15 protein-coding genes are annotated in these 17,455 nt (G+C 72.0%); 5 read left to right on the top strand and 10 right to left on the bottom strand.

Going from position 1 to position 17,455, the window contains the following annotated elements:
* Positions 1 to 236 precede the first annotated feature (236 nt).
* On the top strand, positions 237 to 2,522 hold the full coding sequence (locus BMY61_RS02680) for an FdhF/YdeP family oxidoreductase (protein WP_042458555.1): 2,286 nt from the start codon (positions 237 to 239) through the stop codon (positions 2,520 to 2,522).
* Here BMY61_RS02680 and BMY61_RS02675 read toward each other — a convergent pair.
* From BMY61_RS02675 to BMY61_RS02670, 3 genes are read right to left on the bottom strand one after another with little or no spacing between them, the layout of a single operon-like run.
* Positions 2,503 to 2,805 carry a DUF6193 family natural product biosynthesis protein gene (locus BMY61_RS02675; RefSeq protein WP_052439444.1) on the bottom strand — a complete coding sequence of 101 codons (303 nt, stop codon included), beginning with the start codon at positions 2,803 to 2,805 and terminating at the stop codon, positions 2,503 to 2,505. The genes BMY61_RS02680 and BMY61_RS02675 overlap by 20 nt on opposite strands.
* A gap of 28 nt (positions 2,806 to 2,833) precedes the next feature.
* Positions 2,834 to 3,010 (bottom strand): hypothetical protein, encoded by a 177-nt coding sequence (locus tag BMY61_RS45830; RefSeq protein WP_161791352.1) that lies wholly within the window; start codon positions 3,008 to 3,010, stop codon positions 2,834 to 2,836.
* Between the two features lie 40 nt (positions 3,011 to 3,050).
* Positions 3,051 to 4,535: a C40 family peptidase gene (locus tag BMY61_RS02670; protein ID WP_161791353.1), complete on the bottom strand. Its 1,485-nt coding sequence runs from the start codon at positions 4,533 to 4,535 to the stop codon at positions 3,051 to 3,053.
* A gap of 442 nt (positions 4,536 to 4,977) precedes the next feature.
* Between BMY61_RS02670 and BMY61_RS02665 the strand changes: the two genes are divergently transcribed.
* Both BMY61_RS02665 and BMY61_RS02660 read left to right on the top strand, forming a co-directional pair.
* Positions 4,978 to 6,141 (top strand): inorganic phosphate transporter, encoded by a 1,164-nt coding sequence (locus BMY61_RS02665; RefSeq protein WP_042458561.1) that lies wholly within the window; start codon positions 4,978 to 4,980, stop codon positions 6,139 to 6,141.
* Between the two features lie 15 nt (positions 6,142 to 6,156).
* A complete protein-coding gene (locus BMY61_RS02660) occupies positions 6,157 to 6,378 on the top strand; it encodes a hypothetical protein (RefSeq protein WP_042458564.1) in 222 nt (73 codons plus the stop codon).
* Positions 6,379 to 6,868: 490 nt separating this feature from the next.
* Here BMY61_RS02660 and BMY61_RS02655 read toward each other — a convergent pair whose 3' ends face one another.
* The 5 genes from BMY61_RS02655 to BMY61_RS02635 form a co-directional block, all read right to left on the bottom strand.
* A complete protein-coding gene (locus BMY61_RS02655) occupies positions 6,869 to 7,453 on the bottom strand; it encodes a GNAT family N-acetyltransferase (protein WP_042458567.1) in 585 nt (194 codons plus the stop codon).
* 90 nt (positions 7,454 to 7,543) lie between these two features.
* Positions 7,544 to 9,043, bottom strand: a complete 1,500-nt coding sequence (locus tag BMY61_RS02650; RefSeq protein WP_082015597.1) for an MDR family MFS transporter — start codon at positions 9,041 to 9,043, stop codon at positions 7,544 to 7,546.
* 111 nt (positions 9,044 to 9,154) lie between these two features.
* On the bottom strand, positions 9,155 to 10,018 hold the full coding sequence (locus BMY61_RS02645) for a hypothetical protein (RefSeq protein WP_042458572.1): 864 nt from the start codon (positions 10,016 to 10,018) through the stop codon (positions 9,155 to 9,157).
* Between the two features lie 61 nt (positions 10,019 to 10,079).
* A complete protein-coding gene (locus tag BMY61_RS02640; RefSeq protein WP_063773396.1) occupies positions 10,080 to 10,802 on the bottom strand; it encodes a response regulator in 723 nt (240 codons plus the stop codon).
* Positions 10,799 to 12,076 carry a sensor histidine kinase gene (locus BMY61_RS02635; protein WP_236656629.1) on the bottom strand — a complete coding sequence of 426 codons (1,278 nt, stop codon included), beginning with the start codon at positions 12,074 to 12,076 and terminating at the stop codon, positions 10,799 to 10,801. The genes BMY61_RS02640 and BMY61_RS02635 overlap by 4 nt, the downstream gene beginning before the upstream one ends.
* 152 nt (positions 12,077 to 12,228) lie before the next feature.
* On the opposite strand from BMY61_RS02635, the gene BMY61_RS02630 reads away from it, so the two are divergent.
* Positions 12,229 to 12,939 carry an ABC transporter ATP-binding protein gene (locus BMY61_RS02630; protein ID WP_042458575.1) on the top strand — a complete coding sequence of 237 codons (711 nt, stop codon included), beginning with the start codon at positions 12,229 to 12,231 and terminating at the stop codon, positions 12,937 to 12,939.
* On the top strand, positions 12,936 to 15,365 hold the full coding sequence (locus BMY61_RS02625; protein WP_082015598.1) for an ABC transporter permease: 2,430 nt from the start codon (positions 12,936 to 12,938) through the stop codon (positions 15,363 to 15,365). Before BMY61_RS02630 ends, BMY61_RS02625 begins: the two co-directional genes overlap by 4 nt.
* Before the next feature lie 10 nt (positions 15,366 to 15,375).
* Here BMY61_RS02625 and BMY61_RS02620 read toward each other — a convergent pair whose 3' ends face one another.
* Both BMY61_RS02620 and BMY61_RS02615 read right to left on the bottom strand, forming a co-directional pair.
* Positions 15,376 to 16,473 carry a membrane protein gene (locus BMY61_RS02620; protein WP_042458579.1) on the bottom strand — a complete coding sequence of 366 codons (1,098 nt, stop codon included), beginning with the start codon at positions 16,471 to 16,473 and terminating at the stop codon, positions 15,376 to 15,378.
* A gap of 100 nt (positions 16,474 to 16,573) precedes the next feature.
* The gene (locus tag BMY61_RS02615; RefSeq protein ID WP_042458648.1) at positions 16,574 to 17,335 is read right to left on the bottom strand and encodes an enoyl-CoA hydratase/isomerase family protein; all 762 of its coding nucleotides are present in this window, start codon (positions 17,333 to 17,335) and stop codon (positions 16,574 to 16,576) included.
* Positions 17,336 to 17,455 lie beyond the last annotated feature (120 nt).

The raw sequence follows: 17,455 nt of genomic DNA, 5'->3' as shown, positions 1-17,455 counted from the left end.
CACCTTGCGATCGGGACGGTCCGGTCGCCCACCGTCGCTGGAGAGAAGAGATCCGTTTCTAGCAGGTCAAGGCAGGGGTGGACCATGGCCCGACCGCCATACGGACCAGTAACAAGAACGTCCGCAAGAACGGCCGCGAGAAGTCTGAATGGGGCTATTCACCAGCCCGGTATGCAGGTGGAAAGATGAGGGCACCCGATCGGACGCAGTGAAGACGCAGTGAAAAGGTGAGGCGCATGGCCCGCAAGGCTCCCGTCACGGACCCGGCGCAGGACGCGCCGAAGACCGGCGAGCCGCAGCACGCGGCCGCGGGCCTGCCCGCGCTCAAGCACACCACCCAGATCGCCGCGGCGCAGATGGGCCTGCCGCGCGCCGTGAAGACGCTGCTGAAGCTGAACCAGCCCGACGGGTTCGACTGCCCGGGCTGCGCCTGGCCCGAGCCGGACCACACCCACACCGCCGAGTTCTGCGAGAACGGCGCCAAGGCCGTCGCCGAGGAGGCGACCCTGCGCCGGATCGGCCCGGAGTTCTTCGCCGAGCACTCCGTCGCGGACCTGGCCGAGCGCAGCGGCTACTGGCTCGGCCAGCAGGGCCGGCTGACCACGCCGATGCTGCTGGACGAGGGCGCCACCCACTACACCCCGCTCTCCTGGGATGACGCGCTCCAGCTCGTCGCCGAGGAGCTGCAGGCCATGGAGACGCCGGACCAGGCCGTCTTCTACACCTCCGGCCGCACCTCCAACGAGGCCGCATTCGCCTACCAGCTCCTCGCCCGCCAGCTCGGCACCAACAACCTGCCGGACTGCTCCAACATGTGCCACGAGTCCTCCGGCTCCGCGCTGGTGGAGACGCTCGGCGTGGGCAAGGGCAGCGTCAGCCTCAAGGACCTCTACCAGGCCGACCTGATCATCGTCGCCGGACAGAACCCGGGCACCAACCACCCGCGCATGCTCTCCGCCCTGGAGCGCGCCAAGCGGGCCGGTGCCACGATCGTCAGCGTGAACCCGCTGCCCGAGGCCGGGCTGGAGCGGTTCAAGAACCCGCAGAACGCGCGCGGGCTCGTCGGCGGCGGCACCAAGCTGACCGACCTCTTCCTGCAGATCCGCCTCGGCGGCGACCTGGCCCTCTTCCGCGCGCTCAACCTGCTGCTGCTGGAGGCCGAGGAGAAGGCCCCCGGCACCGTGCTGGACCGCGCCTTCATCGAGCAGCACTGCGCCGGCTTCGAGGAGTTCGCGGCCGAGGCCAAGAGCACCGACTGGGCCGAGGTCCGCGCGGCGACGGGTCTGCCGGACAGCCAGATCCAGGAGCTGGCGGAGCTGGTCCGGAAGTCCGAGAAGATCATCGTCTGCTGGGCGATGGGCCTGACCCAGCACAAGCACTCCGTGCCGACCATCCGCGAGGTGGTCAACTTCCTGCTGCTGCGTGGCAACGTCGGACGGCCCGGCGCGGGCGTCTGCCCCGTGCGCGGGCACAGCAACGTCCAGGGCGACCGCACCATGGGCATCTTCGAGCGCCCCTCGGCCGCGTTCCTCGACGCGCTCGGCAAGGAGTTCCACTTCGAGCCGCCGCGCGAGCACGGCATGGACGTGGTCCAGTCGATCCGCGGCATGCGCGACGGCAAGGTGCGGGTCTTCTTCGCCATGGGCGGGAACTTCGTCGCGGCCTCCCCCGACACGGAGGTGACGGAGGCGGCGATGCGCACCTGCCGTCTGACCGTGCACGTCTCCACCAAGCTCAACCGCTCGCACGTGGTGACCGGCGCCCGCGCGCTGATCCTGCCGACACTCGGCCGCACCGACCTGGACCGACAGGCCTCCGGCCCGCAGCAGGTCACCGTCGAGGACTCGATGGGCATCGTCCACGCCTCCCGCGGCGCGCTCAAGCCCCCGGCGCCGGACCTGCTCTCCGAGGTCGCCATCGTCTGCAGGCTCGCGCGCCGCACGCTCGGCCCGAAGAACACCGTGCCGTGGGAGGACTTCAACGCCTCCTACAGCAACATCCGCGACCGCATCGCCCGGGTGATCCCCGGCTTCGACGACTACAACGCCAAGATCCGTACCCCCGGCGGCTTCGCCCTCCCGCACGCCCCGCGCGACAACCGCTCGTTCCCGACCACGACGGGCAAGGCCAACTTCACCGTCAACGCGATGACGGCCCCGGAGGTGCCGGAGGGTCGCCTGCTGCTGCAGACGCTGCGCTCGCACGACCAGTACAACACCACCATCTACGGCCTCGACGACCGCTACCGCGGCATCACCGGCGGTCGCCGCGTGGTCCTGCTGAACGCCGAGGACGCGGCGGAGTTCGGCGTCGCCGAGGGCGAGTTCGTGGACCTGGTCAGCGAGTGGCAGGACGGCGTGGAGCGGCGGGCCCCGCGGTTCCGGGTCGTCCTCTACCCCACGACACGCGGCTGCGCGGCGGCGTACTACCCGGAGACGAACGTGCTGGTGCCGCTGGACAGCACGGCGGAGACGAGCAACACCCCGACCTCGAAGTCGGTCGTCATCCGCCTGGAGAAGTAACCACCGGACCGAGCCCCGCCGGGAGGGCCGCCACCACCAGGGCGGCGGCTTCCTCCGGCGTCTCGGTGCGCGCAACCGGCTCGCCCCTGCGACGCACCCCGTAGAGCCCGTCCTCGTCGGGACAGCGGACGTGCCCGACCCGGAACTTCCAGGGCTCCTCGACGCTGGTGGCGAACCAGAGGTTGAAGTGGCTGTTGACCGGCAGCAGCCGACGGAGCACGGGCTGGGCGTACGCGGCCGCCAGGAGCGCATGGGCGCGCGGGTGCCGGTCGTCGGGCCACATGTGGATGCGGTCGAGCTTGGCCAGCCACCTACGCCAGGACGGTGCCCTTGGCCTGAAGTCTCACCTGGAAGGTCTCCCTCTCGCCGCCGGGCGGGAAGACCATCACGCGCCTGCCACTCCCAAGGTCCAGGTACTCCGCGAGGCGCCCCCAGCGCTCGGCGGACTCAGGCAGGGCAAGGCCGAGCTCGTCGGCCCTCCGTCGCATTGCAGCCCGGAGAGAACCGTCGCCGCTCCGATCCACGGACCTACCCCTTCGGCGTGCCCGTGCCCGTGCCCGTCGGCGTGCCCGTGCCCGTCGGCGTGCCCGTGCTCGTCGGCGTGCCCTTGCTCGGGGGCGTCACCGTGACGGAGGCCGTCGGGGAGAGGATCGCCGACGGGCTGACCGAGACCGACGGGGTCACCGACGGGGACGGCGTCGGCGACGGGCTGCCCGAGGAGGAGTCGGAGGGCGACGGCTTCGGGGACGGCGGCTGGGTCGGGTGCGTCGTCGGGGTCGGCGTGGGAGTCGGCTTCGGCTTCGGCGCCGGGGGCAGGGTCGGGCCCACCGGCTGCGGGTTCTGGGAGCCGGACGGGATCGACGGAGGCGTGTAGCTGCCGAGCGACGGGTCCTGCGGATCCGGTCGCACCGCGCCGAGGATCGGGTTCTGCGCGATCGGCGCTATGTCCACGAACGCGCCCGGGTGCGGAGCCTGGATCACCAGGCCGCCGCCGATGTAGATCGCGACGTGCGTGGCGCCCTGGAAGTAGAGGATGAGGTCGCCGGGACGCAGCTGGTCCAGCGCGACGTGCGGCAGCTGCGCCCACTGCTCCTGGCTGGTGCGCGGGATCGAAACGCCGGCGGCCAGCCACGCCTGCGAGGTGAGGCCGGAGCAGTCGAAGGACATGGGGCCCGCCGCGCCCCACACGTACGGCTTGCCCAGCTGCGCGAACGCGTAGGCCACCGCCGCGGCGCCGGCCGCGGACGGCTTGGTGCCGCCCTTGCCGAGCACGCCGGAGGCCAGCAGCGCCAGCTGCGCCGCGTTCGCCTCCTGCTGCTCCAGCTGCTGCAGGGTGGACTTCTCCGCGCCGGTGAGCCCGCTGACGAGCTGCTCGACGCCGGTCAGCTCCTTGTTGACCGAGTCCTTCTGCTTGGCCTGCGCGGCCACGAGCTGCTCCGCCCGCGTCTGCGCGGCCTTCGCCGCGCTCTGCGCGGCGCTGTAGACGATCTGGTCCTGGGCGAGGGTGCTCAGCAGGTCCGCCTGCGAGCGGGCCGCGGCGTCGAGCAGTTCCTTGTCGTGGATCGCAGCCGCGGGATCGCTGGCGAAGATCACCTTGGCGAGCTGGGAAAGCCCACCGTCGCGGTACTGCTGCGAGGCGAACTCGCCGGCGAGCGCCTTGCCGGCATCGACCTGGGCCTGGGCGTCGGTGACCGTGACATTGAGCTCGAGCACGTCGGTCTGCGCCTGGTTCAGCTGCTCGGTGAGCGAGTCGTACTGCTGGGTGGCGGCTTCCAGCTGCTGGTAGAGGGTGTGCAGCCGGGTCAGGATCGGCAGCAGGGCCTTCTCGGCAGCCGTGAGGTTGGTGAGCCCAGCCTGCCCGGTGATCGGGCCGGAGGCCGCCGAACCGTTGCCGCCCGACCCGCCGACCGGAGCCGCGCTCGCCTGGCCCGCCGCCGGCAGCACCGCGAGCGACGCGGCCGCGAGCAACAGACCGCAGCGCAGCACCCCGCGCAGCCACGGACGCCGTTCCATGCCCCCGATGCCCAGCACTCGCCCCAGCCCCTTCGTCCTCCGCCGCCTCGGACGGTCCTCCCCGACCATGCCCACGTCCCCTACTCGGGCATCGCGATCCTCCCACGCCGGTCGGACGCACGGCAGAGCACACCGCCGAATCCGCGCGATTCTGAGCGCACTCACACCATCGCTCACCGCACCAACACCCAGACGAACACCGGGCCGTGAATGTGACGCACCACTCATCGCACCGACGGACGAACGGGGGCTGAACGACGGAGCCCAATCGCCGCAAGGCCGTCTCGGGTGAGGACTGATCCCGGTCCGACCGTTTTGTCATGCTTCGACTACGCCATCAACCACATGTCGGCGCCTAGTTAACCTTCCGTTCACTCTGTATCCCTACGGTCACGCTCGCGGCGACCGCCGTGCACGCCTCCGCTGAGACGATTGTTTGGGCATGGAACACGTATCGTTCCTGGTGACCGCCGTAGTGATCACGGCTCTCGCCTTCGACTTCACCAACGGCTTCCACGACACGGCCAACTCCATGGCCACCTCGATCGCCACCGGAGCACTGCGGCCCAAGATCGCCGTCGCGATCTCCGCGGTGCTGAACCTCGCAGGCGCCTTCCTCTCCGTCGCGGTCGCCAAGACCATCTCCGGCGGCATCCTCGACGAGAAGGCCGGACTCAAGCCGCAGATCGTCTTCGCGGCCCTGATCGGCGCCATCGTCTGGAACCTCGTCACCTGGCTGCGCGGCATCCCGTCCAGCTCCTCGCACGCCCTCTACGGCGGTCTGATCGGCGCGACGCTGTTCGCCGTCGGCAGCAAGGGCGTCCACCTCGACGTGGTGCTGACGAAGATCATCATCCCGGCCGTCGCCTCCCCGATCGTCGCCGGCATCGCCGCCTGGGCCGCGACCAGGCTCGCCTACCGGATGACCCGCAACGGCGACGAGCAGGTCAACCGCAAGGGCTTCAAGTACGGCCAGGTCGCCTCGTCGATGCTGGTCTCCGTCGCGCACGGCACCAGCGACGGCCAGAAGACCATGGGCGTCATCACCCTGACCCTGATCACCGCCGGCACCCTGGCCCCGGGCTCCAACCCGCCCCTGTGGGTCATCCTGGCCGCGGGCGTCACCATGGCGCTGGGCACCTACATCGGCGGCTGGCGCATCATCCGCACCATGGGCAAGGGCATCTCCGACATCGAGCCGGCCCAGGGCTTCACCGCGCAGAGCGCGGCGGCGACCGTCATCCTGACCTCGTCCCACATGGGCTTCGGCCTCTCCACCACGCACGTCTGCTCCGGCGGCATCATGGGCGCCGGCAAGGGCCGCGCCGACGGCGTCGTGCACTGGTCCACCGCGCGCCGCATGGCGTACGCGTGGCTGCTGACGCTGCCGGCCGCGGGCCTGGTGGGCGGCCTGGGCGTGCTCCTGGCCGACCAGGGCGCGTGGGGCGAGATCTCGCTCGGCGCGATCGGCGTCGGCGTGGCCGCGTGGATCTACGTCCTGTCGCGACGCCAGAAGGTCGACGCGGCGAACGTCGTCGACGCGACCCCGAACCTGGCCGAGTCCGCGCCGACCGTGGCGGCGCCGAACGCGCCCGTCGCGGCCTGAGGAGTCTGAACCGAGATGAAGATCAACTGGTCTGCCCTGGGCAGCACGTTCGGCATGAGCCTGGTCATCACCGTCGCGGTGGTCGCCGCGTTCTGCCTCGGCATGACGGCGCTCTCGCGCCGCACCCGCGCCACGGGAGGCGCCGCGGTCGCCTCCCTGAGCGCGGCGGCGTACGTCAGCTTCGCGCTGTGCGCGGGCGCCGTGGGCTACGGGTTCTACCTGATCGCCCACAAGTAGCCGCAACACCTTCAGGGGCGCGGGGATCTGCGCGAGCACCCGCCCTGAGCAGATGGTCCTCGACGCAGGGCCATCCGCACGGGGTGGTTGTCGCGCGGATCCCCGCGCCCCTTATTGGACCTGGCCCGTGCTCAGGCGAGCGTGTGCCCAGCGCCGCCGTGTCCGTCGCGTGCTGGGGCACCGCCGCGTCGTAGCAGATGGCCGGCCCCGGCCTCCAGCCGTCGACGGTGAGCACCGTCGACTTCTCGCCGGGGGTGAAGCGGTGGAACTCGTCCCACGGTCACGCTCTCACCGGTCACTGCCGGTGTGGCGATGTACTCTCGGCCGTCCGCGTCACGGACCGGCGCCACGACCAACGCGGTTGCTCCAGCCGCGCGACAGGCTTCCGCGATCGGCTCGAGGCGACGGTCGTCGGTGGCGAGTGACGGCGCATCGAGGTCGTATCCCGTGAGGGAGTTCCGCGCATGGCGCCGGGCCGTTGGGGGCCCTCTCAGGCGTCGCGGACCCTGGCGTGCAGATGCATGTCGTGCCGACCGTCGTCGTGGAGTCCTGCGCTGCGCATGGTGCCCTCCGGCTGATATCCCGACTTCGCGGCCACTCGGCAGGAGGCGTGGTTGCGGGTGGAGTGGTCCAGGTGCAGGCGGTGGAAGCCGATCTCGTCCATGGCCCACGCACTGAGCGCCGAGAGGGCGTGGGTGGCGACACCGGCGCCGCGGGCGGCGGGGAGGACCCAGTAGCCGACGCCGGCGATGGCCTCGTCGAGGTTCACGCTGCCCATCGCGATGCGGCCCAGGACCTCGCTGCCGTCGCGAGTGACCGCCCAGTGGCCACCCCGGTCCTGTTCCCAGTCCTGGCGATAGCGGGCGAACCACTCCAGGACCCGGTTCTCGGAAGACGGGCGGCGGGTGTGCCACCGCCGAATCTCCTCGTCCTGGTAGGCGAACAGGAACGTCGCCGCGTCAGTCGACTGCCAGGGACGTAGCACCAGGCCCTGGGCGGCCGGCAGCACGGGCTGCGGAGAGTCCGAGAGGGAACCGGACGGAAGGACGGGCGGCGTCGACAGGTCGCGAGTCACGGCCCATGATCACCTCCCGGGCACAGTGCCCGTCAAGCCCCGCCCGGATGTCTGCGATGCGGCCACCCGTCCCCGCCCAGCTCTCGGGCGCTACGCGCTGACGCGCCCGGCGGCCGTGCGCTCGATCCCGGACTCGGTCTTCAGCGGGACCTCGCGGATCAGCCAGATGCTGACGAACGCCACCAGCGCGAACGGCACGCACCACAGGAAGACCGTGCCGATCCCGTGGCCGAAGGCCGCCTCGATGACCGGCCGCACCGCCGCCGGGATCTTCGAGAGGTCCGGGATGGCGCCGCCGCCGACGCCGTGGCCGCCGAGGCTCTGGGAGACCTTGGCCGCCAGGACCGCGCCCAGCGCGGAGACGCCCACCGCGCCGCCGAGGGTGCGGAAGAACGTGGCCATGGAGCTGGCGATGCCCAGTTCCCCGGCCGGGACGGTGTTCTGGACGGCCAGGACCAGGTTCTGCATCACCGTGCCGACCCCGACACCGGTGACGGCCATCGCGAGCGCGACGACCCCGTACGGGGTGTCCGCACGCAGCACACCCAGCAGCGCGAAGCCGACCGCGAGGAACGCCGCGCCGGCCATCAGGACGATCTTCCAGCGGCCGGTGCGCGTGATCAGCTTGCCGCTGGCGTAGGAGGCGACGGCGAGGCCCAGCACCATCGGGGTCGTCGCGAAGCCGGACGCGATGGGCGACTTGCCCCGCGCGAGCTGGAAGTACTGGCTGAGGAACATCGTCGCGCCGTACATGCCGACGCCGACCATGACCGAGGCGACCGTCGCCAGCACCACCGTGCGGTGGCGGAACATCCGCAGCGGGACGATCGGCTCCGCCGCCCGCTGCTCCGTACGGATCGCCAGCGCGCCGAGCACGACGGAGCCGCCGACCATCGCCGCGGTCTGCCAGGAGAGCCAGGCGTAGGAACTCCCGGCGAGGGTGACCCAGACCAGCAGCAGGGTCACGCTCGCGGCGATCAGGGTCGCGCCGAGGTAGTCGATGCGGACGCCCTCGCGGCGTTCGGTCGGCAGGTGCAGGGTGCGCTGGAGGATGATCACCGCGACGACGGCGAGCGGCACGCAGACGTAGAAGCACCAGCGCCAGCCGAGCCAGGAGGTGTCCACGATGACGCCGCCGATGAGCGGGCCGCCGACCGTCGCGAGGGCGAAGGCCATGCCGAAGTAGCCGCTGTAGCGGCCGCGCTCGCGCGGCGAGATCATCGCCGCCATGCAGACCTGGGCCAGCGCGGAGATCCCGCCGACGGCGAGGCCCTGGAAGACCCGGCAGGCGATCAGCTGGGCGGGGGTCTGCGCCAGCCCCGCCAGCATGGAGCCGGCGACGTAGGCCAGCAGGGATATCTGGACCAGCAGCTTCTTGCTGAACAGGTCGGCCAGCTTCCCCCACAGGGGGGTGCTGGCGGTGACCGCGAGCAGGGTGGCCGCGACGATCCAGGTGTAGGCGGACTCGCCGCCGTGCAGGTCGGCAAGGATCTTGGGCAGTGCGTTGGTGACGATCGTCGACGAGAGCATCGCCACGAAGAGCCCCAGCAGCAGTCCCGAGAGCGCCCGCATGATCTCGCGATGGCTCATGGTGAGGTCTCCCCCGTGCGACAAAAAGTTGTTTCCAGCAACCATAGGAAGGTTGCTTGCTACTGACAACTTTCTGCACATCAGGAAGGCACCAGGAAGGCGCCAGAAGGTTCAGACGGCGCCGTCGTCGTCCCGCTGGAGCCGGGCGAGCAGGACGGCCACGGCGTCCGTGCGGTCGCGGAGCATGCCGACGCGGTCGGCGCGGTCCGGCTTGACCGCCGCGAGCGGGCGGCCTGTCGTCACGGGGACGCCGTGCTGCCGCGCCGTCGCGACGAGGCTGTCCGCGGCCGGGGCCACCACGACCAGGCCCGACACCGCGAAGAGGCCACCGAGCAGCACCCGTTGGCGGCCCAGCATGCCCTTGTGGACGATCTCCACCGGCACCTCGACCAGGTCCAGCGGGCGGTCGACCGAGCCCGCCTCCAGCGCCGCCAGCATCACCGTCGCCAGGGCCTCCGCCGCGCGCATCACCAGCCACTTTCGGCCCGGCACGGGCGGCAGGAACTGGCGGATCCGGTCCACCTCCTGCTCGAGCGCCTGGGTGGTCATCACCTCGAAGGCGTTACGGGTGCGGACCTCGACGACCTTCTCCCAGGCGATCTCGTCCCCGTCGAAGCCCACCGCGTCCGGCCCGAGGTGGACGGCGCCGAAGCCGTCCAGCAGGCCGAGCGCCTTGTGCGCGAGCTGCGGCGTGCGCGGGTGCCGACCCAGCAGCGCGCCGATGGAGAGCACCCAGGGGTCGTTCGCCGGGACGGACGGCGGCGCGATCGAAGTGAGCGCCTTGTACACCCACTCCCCGCGCGCGGCGCTCTCCGCCACCCTGCGGCTCCCGCGTGCCACGGCCTGACGGCCGAGATCGGCGACGTGCACGGCCCGACCGAGCAGCGCCGCCACGGCCGGCTGCGTCGGGATCTCGGTCCGCGGCACGACCGCCCCCTCGACCTCCGTACGTCCCGTGCCGTCCGTCTCGTCCATCGACCCCTCCCCCAGCCCGACTTCACCAGTCGTCACACGCTACGCGACACCTGTGGGACACCTACGCGACGGTCGAGCTCTCCGCGTCGCCGCCCCCGGGCGCGACCAGGCCCGTCTCGTAGGCCAGGACCACGGCCTGCACCCGGTCGCGCAGACCGAGCTTGGCCAGGATGCGGGCGACGTGCGTCTTCACGGTCGCCTCGGAGAGGTGCAGGTGGGCCGCCAGCTCCGCGTTGCTGAGACCTCGGGCGACGAGCCGCAGCACCTCCGACTCGCGGGCCGTGAGCGTCCCGAGCGTGCTGCGCCGGGCCGCCTGGTCCCGGCCGCCCGGCAGCGGGGCGTCCTCGCGGCGGGCGAAGCGGGCCACCAGGCGCCGGGTGATGGCGGGGGCCAGCAGCGCGTCGCCGGCCTGGACCATGCGCACCGCCGAGACCAGGTGCTCGGGGCTCACGTCCTTGAGCAGGAACCCGCTGGCTCCGGCGCCCAGCGCGGCGTAGACGTACTGGTCCAGGTCGAACGTGGTGAGGATGATGACCCGCGGCACCTGCTCGCCCTCCGCTGCGAGGATCCGGCGGGTCGCCTCCAGGCCGTCCATCTCGGGCATGCGGATGTCCATCAGCACCACGTCCGGCCGCGTCCGGCGGACCGCGTGGACGGCCTCCGTCCCGGTGTCCGCCTCGCCGACGACCTCGATGCCCTGGCTGGCCAGGATCATCCTGAACCCGGTGCGCACCAGCGCCTGGTCGTCCGCGATCACGACTCGCAGCGGGGTGGTCGTGGTCACGCGTCCTCCATGAGGTCGAGGGGGATCGAAGCCTTCACCCGGTAGCCGCCGGTCAGCCGAGGTCCGGCCTGCAGTGTTCCACCGTAGAGGGCCAGCCGCTCCCGAAGTCCGATCAGCCCCTTGCTGCTGCCGGTGGCGGCCGCCGCGCCCGCGTGGCCCTCGGTGTTGGCGACCTCGACGGTCAACTCGCTTGTGCCGTACTCGACCTGGATCGCCGCGCGGGCGCCGACCGCGTGCTTGATCATATTGGTGAGCGCCTCCTGCACGACCCGGTACGCCGTCAGTTCCAGCCCCGGGGACAGGGCCCGCCGCTCACCGGTGACCTGCAGTTCGATGCCGATGCCGGCCAGTCGCATCCGGGAGACCAGGGCCTCCAGACCGTCCAGGCCGGGCTGCGGGGCGAGTTCGGCCGCCGCGGCGGCCTCCTCGCCCGAACCGGAACCGGTCGCGTCCATCGTCAGCAGGCCCATGACGTTGCGCAGGTCCGACATGGCGGCCCGGCCGCCGGTCTCGATGGCCTGCAGGGCCTCCTTGGCCATCGCCGGGTTCTGCTCCACGACCATCCGCGCGGCCCCGGCCGAGATCACCATCACGCTCACGTTGTGGGTCACCACGTCGTGCAACTCGCGGGCGATGCGCGCGCGTTCGTGCTCGACGGCCTGCCGCAGCGCCTCGATCCGGTCCAGCTCCAGCATCCGCATCCGTGCCCGGCTCTCCTCGGCCCGCAGCGCCCAGAGCCGCTGGCCGAAGGCCGCCGCCACGATCGGGAAGAGCAGCAGCGCCCCCACGATCCAGTTGGGGAAGTGCGGCAGCTGCGCCCGGGAGACCAGCAGCACCAGCACGACGGCGGCCACCGGGAGCGAGGCGAGGGCGAGCTGTCGGTAGGGGCTGTGGGCGACCGCGCTGTACAGGGCCACGGCCGCGACGAGCGAGGCGGCGAACAGCACGTCGGGGTAGGCGTGCAGGGCCATCAGCGCGACATCGACGGCCAGCTGGGCCCAGAGCGCAGCCAGCGGTGTCCGGCGTCGCCACGCGAGGGGGACGGCGGCCACCCCGGCCAGCAGCACGACGTCCAGCGGAGGGGAGGACACGTTCGGGGTGTTCAGGGCCGGACGGACGACCACCATCAGGAAGAGGAGCGCCACGACCGCGTCCACGAGCTGCCGACGGCGGCCCGACGCGGGCAGCGGATCCGCACGCAGGGTCGCCGCACCGAGACGTCCCCCGACCTTCGCCTCGACGGCGTCGGCGAACCGGTCCACCCTTTCGCTCACCAACTACATCTCCCGACTACATCCGAAGGATGACTCCCGAGGCCATCGTCCGTACGAGGGACCGGAAATGCCTCCCGCGGCCGACGTGGCCCCTGCGCTGCCGACCATAGCGTTACGGACGTCGGAAAGAAGGCGTGAGAAGGGGAATCCCGATGGCCCAGCCCGTGATCGAACTCAGTGGTGTGCATCGCCGGTTCGTGGACGGCCCGGCGGCTCTGCGCGACGTCTCGCTGACCATCCACCCGGGCGAGTCCGTGGCGATCCTCGGCCCCTCGGGCAGCGGCAAGTCGACGACGCTCAACCTGATCGCGGGCCTGGACCGTCCGGACGCGGGAACGGTCACCGTCGCCGGGGTCCGGGTGGACACCCTGGGCGAGGCGGGAGCGGCCCGGTTCCGCCGCGACCACATCGGCATGGTCTTCCAGTTCTTCAACCTGCTCGACGACCTGACCGTGCTCGACAACGTGGTCCTGCCCGCCGAGATGACGGGCGTACGGCGCGGCGAGGCCCGCAAGCGGGCCAACAGCCTGCTGGACGTGCTGGGCATCGCCAAGCATGCCCGCGCCTACCCGGGGCGGCTCTCCGGCGGTGAGCGGCAGCGTGTCGCCGTGGCCCGGGCCCTGATGAACCGCCCGGCGCTGCTGCTGGCCGACGAGCCGACGGGCGCGCTCGACTCCGCCTCCGGCGAGGAGGTCAAGGCGCTGCTGCGGGAGCTGCACGCCGACGGCCAGACCATCGTCGTGGTCACCCACGACGAGCGCCTCGCGGCGAGCTGCGCCACCCGCGTCGTCCGCTTCCTCGACGGCGAGATCTCCTCCGACACCCACGTCGACAACAACTCCCCTGTGGCGGTGACCCGATGAGCGCGCTTCGCACGGTGATGGGGGCGGGTGTCCGCCGCCGCAGGGTGCAGACGGTCGTCACCGGCCTGGCCTCGATGATGGCGGTGACCGCCTCGGTCCTGGGCGGCTCGCTGCTGGTGGCCTCCAACGCCCCGTTCGACCACGCCTTCGCCCAGCAGAACGGCGCCCACCTGGCCGCCCAGTTCGACTCCGCGAAGGCGACCGCCGCCGAGCTGGACGCGAGCGCCCACGCCTCCGGGGTCACCGCGTCCGCGGGCCCGTTCGCCACCGTCACGGCGAGCCCCGGCAGCGTCGTCGGGCTCACCCTGCCCGCCGGCATGAGCATCGACCCGATGAAGCTCGTCGGCCGCGCGAACGCGGGCGGGCCGGTCGACGACGTGAGCCTGACCGCAGGCCACTGGCTCTCCGGCCCCGGGCAGATCGTCGTCTCCGCCGACTACTCCGGGCCCGAGATCTCCGTCGGACAGAAGGTCGACTTCCCGAACGCGTCCGGTGGCACGACCGAGCTCCAGGTGGTCGGCGTCGCCCGGTCCGTCAGCCGCACCGCGGACGGCTGGGTCGAACCCGGCGACGTGTCCGGCCTGGCGTCCGCCAAGGGGGCCGACACCGGCTGGCAGATGCTCTACCGCTTCTCGTCCGCGAGCACCGCCGCCCAGCTCGCCGCCGACCGCTCCGCCGTTGCTGCCTCCCTCCCGTCCGGCGCGATCAGCGGCACCCGCAGCTGGCTGGACGTGAAGAACAGCGACGACAGCAGCACCGGCATCTTCATCCCGTTCCTCACCGCCTTCGGCCTGCTGGGCGTGCTGATGTCGGTGCTCATCGTCGGCAACGTGGTCGCCGGGGCCGTCGGCTCGGGCACCCGCCGGATCGGCATCCTCAAGGCGATCGGCTTCACCCCCGGTCAGGTCGTCCGTGCCTACATGGGCCAGGCCCTGATCCCCGCCGCGATCGGCACCCTGATCGGTGCCGTCCTCGGCAACCTGGTGGCGGCCCAGATCCTCGCCGCCACCGAGCAGGTCTACGGCACCACCTCACTGACCGTCGCCCCCTCGGTCGACCTCGCGGTCGTCGCCGGCGTCCTGCTCATGGTCTCGGCGACGGCGCTGGTCACCGCGCTGCGCGCCGGGCGGCTGCGCACCGTGGACGCGCTCGCCGTCGGCCGTACCCCGCGCAGCGGACGCGGCCGGCGCGCCGCCCGCGTCGCCCGGGCACTGCCGCTCCCCCGCGCGGTGACGCTGGGTCTGGCCCAGCCGTTCGCCCGCCCGGCCCGGGCGATCGCGATGGTCACCGCGATCCTGTTCGGCGCCGCCGCCGTCACCTTCGCCTTCGGGCTCGGTACGTCGCTCCAGCGGATCCAGGACTCCAAGGCCTCCACCGCCGACGTCACCGTCCTCACCTCCGCGCCTCCCGGCGCAGGCTCCGGGCCCGGGGCCGCTCCTGGAGGGGCCCAGGTCGGCGGCACAGCCGGCGGCAGCGTCTCCGCGAGCACCACTCCCGGCAGCGTCGACACCGGCGCGATGACCCGCGCGATCCAGGCCCAGTCCGGCACCCGCGCCTGGTTCGGCACCGCGCAGACCCAGGTCACCGCGGCCGGGACCACCGGCAGCGTGCAGGTCACCGCGTTCGTCGGCGACGCGTCCTGGGCCGGCTACCAGATGGTCAGCGGCTCCTGGTTCACCCGCCCCGGCGAGGCCGTCGCCCCGACGCCCTTCCTGACCGCGACGGGCACCAAGGTCGGCGACACCGTCCAGCTCACCGACCACGGGAAGGCCATCACGGTGAAGATCACCGGGGAGGTCTTCGTCACCAAGAACCAGGGCATGGCCCTGCTCACCGACGCCCGTACGCTCGCCTCCGCCGAGCCGAACCTGCACGCCGAGTACTTCTCCATCAAGCTCGCCCCCGGCACCGACAGGAACGCCTACACCAACGCGCTCAACACCGCGCTGAAGCCGACCGGCGCGATCGCCCAGGTCGGCGACGGCGGCGGCGCGAGCCAGCTGCTGATCATGCTGGACGCGCTGACCGGGCTGCTGACCCTGGTGCTGGTGCTGGTCGCCGGCCTGGGCGTCCTCAACACGGTGGTGCTGGACACCCGCGAGCGGGTGCACGACCTCGGCGTCGTCAAGGCCCTCGGCATGACGCCGCGCCAGACGGTGGCGATGGTGATCGCCTCCATCACGGTCGTCGGCCTCGTCGGCGGCGCGGTCGGTGTCCCGCTCGGGGTGGCCCTCCAGCGGATCGTCGTCCCCGCGATGGGCAACAGCGCGGGGCTGCGGCTGCCGGCGTCCGTCCTGGACGTCTACCAGGCGCCCGCGCTGATCCTGCTGGGCATCGGCGGGCTGCTGATCGCGGTCCTCAGCGCGCTCCTCCCCGCCGGCTGGGCTGCCCGCACCCGCACCGCGGTGGCGTTGCGCACCGAGTAACCACCAGGGGCTACGCCTCCAGCGCCGCCTCCGGCTCGGGCGCCGCCTCCGGCTTCGGGAGGTCCGCGCGGCCCGTGCCCGGGCGGACGATGGAGGCGACCATCGTCAGCGCGACGCCGACCACGATCCACGCCGACAGGACCAGCAGTGGGCGGAGCACATCCGTGCCGTGGAAGTACGCGATGGAGCGGTTGAGGTCGGTCCCGGCCCCGTTGGGGAGCCAGGGGCCGATCGCACGCCAGAACGGCGGCATCAGCGGGGGCGGGAAGACGCCGCCCGCACTCGGGTTGCCGAGGATGACGAAGAGCAGCACCGCGATCCCGATGCCGATGACGTCGAAGAAGCACTCCAGCGCCATCGTCACCGCACCCACCCCGAACACGACCATCGTGCCGACGCCCCACAGCGCGACGATGCTGCCCGGGAGCGCGTTGAGGATCGGGCCCGCGATGATCGCCCCACCCAACCCCGCGGCCAGCGAGTACAGCAGGAGCGCGCCGAGGCGGATGACCGCGCGCTGCGCGTTCGCCGGACGGGTACCCGCGCTGATACCGAGCAGGGAGGCGACCAGGTAGCCGCCGACGCACCAGCCGACGGCGAGGTAGAAGGAGGAGAGACCCTCGGCGTCGCCCGCCGCCAGCGGCACGACGTCCTTGACCACGACGGTGCGGCCCTGCTGCGTCTCGACCTGGGTGACGATCTGGGTCACGGCCGTGGCCAGCGCCGGACCGGAGGCATTGGCCACGAGCAGGGTGTCCTGCGTGCCGGTCGGATTGAACACCAGCGCGGTGTAGAGCTTCTGGTCCTTGATCTGACCGACCGCGGTCGCCTGGTCGGCGACCGGCTTGGCGTCGAGGACCTGCTTGGGCAGCCCGTTGAGGCCGGCCACCAGCTTGGGGCTGATCTGCGGCGGCGCGACGACCCCGATCGAGGCCTTGTACGGGTACGGGTGATGCAGCGCGCCGATGTACGACACGATGAAGCCGAGCTGGAGCGCCAGCACCGCGATGACCAGCATCGCGGTGCGGCCGTTGACGGCGTCCTTGAGTTCGGCGAGGAAGCCGCGGCGACCGCCGGGGCCCCTGCTTCCGGTCACTCCACTGGCCATCAGGTCCGTCCGTCCGTTCCGATCCGCACGAGCAGGAAACGGACATCAAGCTATTTTCCGGACAGGCGGCGAAAGCGCAGGCGCGCCGACGAGCAGCGACTCAGAACCGGGGCGCGCGGCGCTCGAGGAAGGCGGCCAGGCCCTCCCGCACGTCGGGCGTGGTCCGGGACGCGCGCTCCCACGGAGCGACCGCGGCCTGCGCGTCCCCGCCGGTGACGACCGCGTCGACGACGTCCTTGACCGCCCCCTGCGTCTGCGCCGAGCGGGAGGCCAGCACCCGGGCGAAGGCGAGCGCCCGTTCCTGCACCGACTGCCCCTCCGGCGCCACCTCGTCGACCAGGCCGAAGACCAGCGCCTGGTCCGCCGTCACCAGTTCGGCGGAGTAGAGCAGGTACTTCGCCCGGGCCGGGCCGACCAGCCTGGCCAGGCGTGCCGTCGGCACGGCCGGATAGACGATCCCGAGCTTGGCCGGGGTGATCCCGAACCGGGCGCCGGAGGCGGCGAAGCGCAGATCGCAGGCGACGGCGAGCTGGCAACCGCCGCCCACGCAGGGGCCGTCCACGACCGCGAGAGTCGGGTGCGGGAAGGCCGCGAGCGCGCTCTCCGCCGCCACGTTGACGGCGTGGTACTCGTCGGCGGCCTCGGGGCTGGCGTAGACACCGGCCAGCTCGCCGATGTCCGCCCCGGCCGAGAACGCACCGCCGGTGCCTGTCAGAAGCAGCACCCGCAGGCCGGGCTCCTGCTCCAAGCGGGTGAGCAGCTCCGGCAGCGCCTCCCACTGGGCGCGGGTCAGGGCGTTCTTCTTCTCCGGCCGGTCCAGCAGGAGCACCGCGACACCGTCGTCACCCAGGAAGACCCGCAGTCCCGGGACGCCGAATGGAAGCTCTTTCCGGTCACTGGTGAGCACCTGTACTCCTTGTTCCATCCACGTTCGGGCCGACTGCCGACTCCGATCGTCCGTCAGAATCTCGACGCGCGGATA

It is taken from the genome of Streptacidiphilus jiangxiensis (assembly GCF_900109465.1).
GTDB lineage: Bacteria > Actinomycetota > Actinomycetes > Streptomycetales > Streptomycetaceae > Streptacidiphilus > Streptacidiphilus jiangxiensis.
The sequence above is the reverse complement of the archived record's forward strand: the minus strand, read 5'-3'. Positions and strand labels throughout refer to the sequence as shown.

What these genes read in the sequence shown, in the direction of transcription:
- BMY61_RS02680 (WP_042458555.1), top strand. Translation starts at nt 237, where the DNA reads ATGGCCCGCAAGGCTCCCGTCACGGACCCGGCGCAGGACGCGCCGAAG.
- BMY61_RS02675 (WP_052439444.1), bottom strand. Translation starts at nt 2,805, where the DNA reads ATGTGGCCCGACGACCGGCACCCGCGCGCCCATGCGCTCCTGGCGGCC.
- BMY61_RS45830 (WP_161791352.1), bottom strand. Translation starts at nt 3,010, where the DNA reads ATGCGACGGAGGGCCGACGAGCTCGGCCTTGCCCTGCCTGAGTCCGCC.
- BMY61_RS02670 (WP_161791353.1), bottom strand. Translation starts at nt 4,535, where the DNA reads ATGGAACGGCGTCCGTGGCTGCGCGGGGTGCTGCGCTGCGGTCTGTTG.
- BMY61_RS02665 (WP_042458561.1), top strand. Translation starts at nt 4,978, where the DNA reads ATGGAACACGTATCGTTCCTGGTGACCGCCGTAGTGATCACGGCTCTC.
- BMY61_RS02660 (WP_042458564.1), top strand. Translation starts at nt 6,157, where the DNA reads ATGAAGATCAACTGGTCTGCCCTGGGCAGCACGTTCGGCATGAGCCTG.
- BMY61_RS02650 (WP_082015597.1), bottom strand. Translation starts at nt 9,043, where the DNA reads ATGAGCCATCGCGAGATCATGCGGGCGCTCTCGGGACTGCTGCTGGGG.
- BMY61_RS02645 (WP_042458572.1), bottom strand. Translation starts at nt 10,018, where the DNA reads ATGGACGAGACGGACGGCACGGGACGTACGGAGGTCGAGGGGGCGGTC.
- BMY61_RS02630 (WP_042458575.1), top strand. Translation starts at nt 12,229, where the DNA reads ATGGCCCAGCCCGTGATCGAACTCAGTGGTGTGCATCGCCGGTTCGTG.
- BMY61_RS02625 (WP_082015598.1), top strand. Translation starts at nt 12,936, where the DNA reads ATGAGCGCGCTTCGCACGGTGATGGGGGCGGGTGTCCGCCGCCGCAGG.
- BMY61_RS02620 (WP_042458579.1), bottom strand. Translation starts at nt 16,473, where the DNA reads ATGGCCAGTGGAGTGACCGGAAGCAGGGGCCCCGGCGGTCGCCGCGGC.